Origin of the sequence: Rhodococcus sp. (in: high G+C Gram-positive bacteria) (assembly GCF_049286785.1) — a bacterium.
Taxonomy (GTDB): domain Bacteria; phylum Actinomycetota; class Actinomycetes; order Mycobacteriales; family Mycobacteriaceae; genus Rhodococcus_F.
In genome coordinates, this window is record NZ_JBAQEO010000791.1 from 1 (window position 1) to 5146 (window position 5146).

At 62.4% G+C, this 5146-nt stretch carries 4 protein-coding genes and 3 pseudogenes; 5 read left to right on the forward strand and 2 right to left on the reverse strand.

Features of this window, described 5'->3' with window-relative positions; genetic code table 11:
- Positions 1-163: 163 nt before the first annotated feature.
- The 3 genes and pseudogenes from WAW17_RS28580 to WAW17_RS28590 form a co-directional block, all read left to right on the forward strand.
- Positions 164-478, forward strand: a pseudogene (locus WAW17_RS28580) (transposase); the annotation flags it as partial.
- A gap of 230 nt (positions 479-708) precedes the next feature.
- Positions 709-1070: pseudogene (locus tag WAW17_RS28585) on the forward strand (integrase catalytic domain-containing protein); the annotation flags it as partial.
- A 282-nt stretch (positions 1071-1352) separates the two neighbouring features.
- Positions 1353-1673 (forward strand): hypothetical protein, encoded by a 321-nt coding sequence (locus WAW17_RS28590; RefSeq protein WP_422336231.1) that lies wholly within the window; start codon positions 1353-1355, stop codon positions 1671-1673.
- On the opposite strand, the gene WAW17_RS28595 is transcribed toward WAW17_RS28590, so the two are convergent.
- Positions 1628-1864 (reverse strand): hypothetical protein, encoded by a 237-nt coding sequence (locus tag WAW17_RS28595; RefSeq protein WP_422336232.1) that lies wholly within the window; start codon positions 1862-1864, stop codon positions 1628-1630. The genes WAW17_RS28590 and WAW17_RS28595 overlap by 46 nt on opposite strands.
- Positions 1865-2282: 418 nt before the next feature.
- On the opposite strand from WAW17_RS28595, the gene WAW17_RS28600 reads away from it, so the two are divergent.
- Both WAW17_RS28600 and WAW17_RS28605 read left to right on the forward strand, forming a co-directional pair.
- Positions 2283-2879: a winged helix-turn-helix transcriptional regulator gene (locus tag WAW17_RS28600; RefSeq protein WP_422336233.1), complete on the forward strand. Its 597-nt coding sequence runs from the start codon at positions 2283-2285 to the stop codon at positions 2877-2879.
- Positions 2880-3689: 810 nt separating this feature from the next.
- Positions 3690-3842, forward strand: a pseudogene (locus WAW17_RS28605) (magnesium transporter); the annotation flags it as partial.
- A 1017-nt stretch (positions 3843-4859) separates the two neighbouring features.
- Here WAW17_RS28605 and WAW17_RS28610 read toward each other — a convergent pair.
- On the reverse strand, positions 4860-5146 hold a 287-nt coding region (locus WAW17_RS28610; RefSeq protein ID WP_422336234.1), incomplete at its 5' end, for an SHOCT domain-containing protein.

The following is a 5146-nucleotide window of genomic DNA, read 5'->3' on the forward strand; positions in this document are numbered from 1 at the left end:
AAGCTGGGGGTCGAACGACGAACCCAGGCCGCTGTTCTCGCCACCAGGCTGCCTGTGAACCGCCCCACGAGTTGATCGGTCCGGCCCCTGCGCCCGGCCCGCACCCCGGTGTGTGTGGCGTCTTGTCGGCACAGCATGGCGACGAGATCGTCGAGATGTGTCGGCAGGGGAGAGAAGAAGCGCAATGCGTCGTGCTCGGAGAGTTGCTCGTGCAGAAGGCGGACCGTGTCAGGACGTCGCCGCCACGCTGGTTGCCGAGCTGGCGCAGGGGGTGATCACCCTCGATGAGCGCATCAAAACCGCGGACGCTGCGATCGAGGACCGATTTCGCCGACACCCTCTGGCCGAAGCGATTGTGAGTTTGCCCGGCATGGGTTTCCGGCTCGGCGTCGAGTTCCTCGCCGCTGTCGGCGATCCCGCCCTGATCGGTTCGGCAGACCAACTCGTCGCCTGGGCCGGACTCGCACCGGTCTCGCGCCCAAGGCAAACGTCCCATCCAGGCAACCATCTGTCTGGCAACCCGACTCACCCCGCAACATCGCAGCAGCGGCTTGACACGATCATTGAAAGGTTGTTGAACAACAGGTGATTGTCGGCGTGGTGTGCGCGAGGGTGGCGATCGTATCGATGGGAGTCCTGTTCTCACACTGATTCGACACACGGTCATGAGCAGCGCTGGTGGGTGCAGGTGGTGTCGCGCGACGTCGGGGAACGCCCGAGATCCACCTGGTCGGCCACGAGGGCGCGACGCCGTCGGTGAGCACGCCTACACGCTGACGGTCACCGATATCGCGACCGGCGCGGCCGTGAACCGCAGTGTGCGCAACAAGGCTCGCAAATGGGTCATCGCCGCACTCGACGAGATCGCCGCCATCATGCCGTTCCCGCTCCTCGGCGTCGACTCCGACAACGGCAGCGAGTTCATCAACCACCACCTACTCGACTGGTGCGACAAACGACAGATCACCTTCACCCGCTCGCGTCCCGGCAACTCCAACGACGGGGCACACGTCGAGCAGAAGAACTGGGCCGTAGTACGCACCACCGTCGGGGATCTCCGCTATGACACCCCTGACTTCGCGGGCTTCTCGACATGAGGCAACCGGGTACGCCGGAATCGGTTGCATCGCGACACCCGCAAGCCACTCCGGCGATGACCGGGTACACCGGAAGGTCTATCCTGGTTCCATTCCAGCGAGGATCGAATCAAGTGCACGCCGCGTGGATGCCGAGTCATAGCTCCCCGTCACCAAGAATTAACCGTGTGATTCCTTTTCGTGCACAAGAAGTTCAACACGGATTGTGGCTGTAGGCCCTTCGTCGACAGATTCCGGCAACAGGACAGTGACATCGTGGAATTCACCACCGACATGGGAATGTCAGCGCGCAGTGAGGGGAAGCGGATGTCTCGGACCGGAGATACAGTGGCGGACGACAGGCCGACGGCAGAGTTGGTTGAGTTCGCTGTCCGATGGCGTCATTACGGTGGCGGTCCGGACGACGAGATCTACACCCATTTCGGGCTGACCCCGACGGAGTATTTCGAACGGGTGCTTCGCCATCTCGACGCCGAGAATCCGGGAGAGCTCAGTGATCCGACCGTGGAGAAGATTCGGCAAGTGAGCCGTCACCGGATGTGGTTGTCTCCCGTGCCCTCGCGCATGTTCGGATAGCGCGAACAGAGGCGGGTGATCATCCGGTTGAGGTCCCTGATCGTCGACTGAAGCGCGGGGGCCTTTGCGGCTGCGGCACCGTCTGCATGCTGCATCGAGTGCACCTCGAGGGCGTTGCTCGCCTGAGCCAGCTCAGCGGTCAACATCGCCAGAAATACCCGAGCTTGTTCGACGTCCGAATCTTCGGTCACTGTGATCTTTACCTCCGCGTTATTTTCGCGCATCGATCCGTTGCTCTCGTGCTCATCATCGCACCGCGGGAACGTGCACCGGGTGCCCGGATCTGCTTCGACGCATTTCGGTACGGATGACTCCCGACTGCGCATCCCGCCGTGGGCGGACCTCTCGCTGAGAGGTTGCGCCGCCAAAGGGGTGATCGATGGCAGTCGTGTAACGGAGGTCGGGAGTGCTGCGATGTCGACGGCAGCCGACAACCACGCTTTCACCCCCGAGCGCGACGACGAAATGCGACGCCTCTGTGGTGCCCGTCGGTCACGGAAGAAAGGCGCTGGAATGGACGTGACTACCGTCGTTCCCGGGACCGTACGTGTTGTTACCGCGGAGGCCGAGCAACCGCTCGTTGCGCGGCTTCGTGGAGCCGGTGTTCGCGTGAGAACCGGGCAGACCGTGCCGAGAGGACGCAGCGCAGAGTCACCGGATGTGATGGTCCTCGATGCACGATTGTCGACCGTCCCCGGTCTCGAACTGGTCCGCTCACTGAGAGCTGCCCGGCTCGTCCCCGGAATTCTTGTGATCGGTGAGTTCCCGGTACGCGACGACGAAACCGTATGCGCCTATTTCGCGGCCGGTGCCGATGAAGTTCTCGGCACCCCGACGTCCGTTGACGAGACAGTGGCCAGGGTTCGTGCACTTCTCCGACGCATCGGTCCGTCCAGAGCTTCCATGCGGTCGGCGGTGCTCGACGGATTTGCCCTCGACACCGAGTGCCGCACCGTGCGGACGCGTGATGCCCGCATTCCGCTGACACGAACGGAACTCGAACTGATCACCGTTCTCGCCACGCATGCTGACCGGGTCGTCAGTCGCGGGCAGTTGCTGGAGTCGGTGTGGGGTCTGTCCCCCGAAGACGGGAGCAATGTCCTCAACACATGCGTCTACCTGCTCCGCCGCAAATTGGAATCCCACGGTGCGCCGCACCTCATCCATACCGTTCGAGGCGTCGGTTTCCGCCTGCGCACAGGGTGATGGGGTGATGTGCACGCTTCGCCGAAGCCTGGAGGTCGTGGCCCGGCTGTGACGTCGGACAAGTCCCGCTGGTGCAGTCCTGTACCTGTGAATCGAGCTCCATTGTGGTTCTGTTCGGTATTTGTTGTGCGTCCAGCACTGGGGCCCTAACGTAAGAACTGACCGCGAGACGCTGGAGGCCGAGATGGCGAGAAACGCCGGAGATCGCTACGCCTGCGAAAAGTGTGGGGCTCAGCTCGTCTACGAGAAAGCATGTCCGTGCAGTGATGACATGCCGCACTCGGAGATCTGTTGCGGAGACCAAATGAAGTTGGTGAAGGAGGAGTCGTCCACAATGTGACGGGCGGCGTGTCGGCACGCGAACCTGAGCGTCAAGTACTTCTGCGAGACATTCGACGGGGGTGACGATCTCATCGTCACGGTGCACGAGTCCGTGGTGTCCGACCTCGCCGCGACCGTCGTTGCGGTGACATCCGCCAGGAACGTTCGGGAGTTTCTGCACGCTGTTTTCCTCGCTGCCGCAGAGTTCTTCCGAGCCGATCCTCGCCTGCGCGCGCACAGTGTTCACCGAGCCGTCATCGTGCGGAGTGCTGCAGAGGCGCACACACGCAACGTTCCCCGCCTTCATTCGTGCCGTCTGTCGCCATGTGAGAATCCACATCGACTCCTCCGTCGCCGGACGCGCCGATCTGACCTTGGAGCGATGGCCGGTTCGTTGTTGGTGACGTACATGACCTGGGACGGGCGAAGCCGGGTGACAAGTGCCGAACTGGCCGACTTCTGTTGGATCTGGTGCTCTCGACGCCGGGTGCGATTGCCACGACAGTGGCAATGGTGTTGCCCTGGCTTCTGCAACAGCTCGGCAAGGACCCCGCCTTCGGTTCGGGTCCGCTCGCTACTGTCGTTCAAGACCTGCTGTCGATCATGATCTACTTCGCAGCCGTCACTACCCTCGTGACGTAGTCCAAATTCCCGTCATTGGTACGCCGTCATCACTGCGATGCCGCCGTGCCATGGCGAACACCCGGGTCTTTCCCGCGCCGTGCCTCCCGGTCTGGGTCAGCGCCGATCGTTCGGACAGTAGTGCGTCTGCAGGCACGCCCTTGGGGAACCGGATATGCCGACCACCACCGCAGTTCGGCTTGATGTGCACTGTCGACACGGCGCCGCCCAGTGATCCCAGCATGTGACTTCCTAGAGGCTGCCGAGTGGTTCGCACGCGGAGGTTACGCTGCGCCCGCTCTGAGCGAGATCATCTCCGCAACGACCTTCCAAGGCCACGCTCCACGTCGGCGTCGAAGGCGAAGTGGATCTCGTTCCTGCCTTCAATCGAGGAAGGCCGAACCCGCCTCGCTCTGCCTAGTCCTGACGGCAGAATCAGGTCGGTGCACCAGTCGCTGGAGCGCGGCCGGGCGATCCGGACAGGGCACGGGGTCGTGGCAGCAGGGCTGCAATTGTCGAGCTGAGGGTCACCCTGAAACGCCGCCCCGACCCCCAACTGCCGAGCATGATCATCTGGGCCTCGTCAGCCAACTCGAGGAGATGGCGCACGGGCCGGTCCCGTACCAGGGTCTGCGGCCACAACGACGTCGGGGAATCGTTCACAGTAGGGATGTGATTTCTCTGCTTTACCGTCCTTGAAACACCTTACGATCGATGCATGGAAAAGGGACGCGATGAGACCAGATCATGTTCGTTCTGCCACGGTCCGATTGGATACGAGATCAAGGACGCCCACGCAGGCTTCGCGTCGTTGCCCCCGGGCAAGCGGTATCGGGTCTTCCATTGCATGAATCGATGTCCACGATCGGCCCCAGACGGCCTCGAATGTGGACACGGCCACGAGTACCTCTAGGCCGCCCGTCCTTCAGGCCTCGTCTCTATCGAGTCCAAATCCGAGAAGCGGATGAGTGTTCTGACGACGTGATCCCACCGCAATCGCACTCCTCGACGTCGCCCGGCACTTCAGAAGTCCACTGGTCAGCCCAGAGCCTTCGCTTTCAGAACGTCGAACTCGGACTGGCTGATCGTGCCTGCATCGAGCAATGCCTTCGCGTCGGCGATCTGATCTCCAGCGGACTTCCCCGCCACCTCACGAATGTATTCGTCGGTGGCCTGCCTCGCCGCATGCTGGGCTTCAACCTGGCGCTCCGCCATGCCGCGGCCACGGACTATCAGATAGACAAACGCAGCCAGGTAGGGCAATACGATCAAGAAGATGATCCACAAGATCTTCACGATGCCGGACATCGCGCGGTCACGGAACA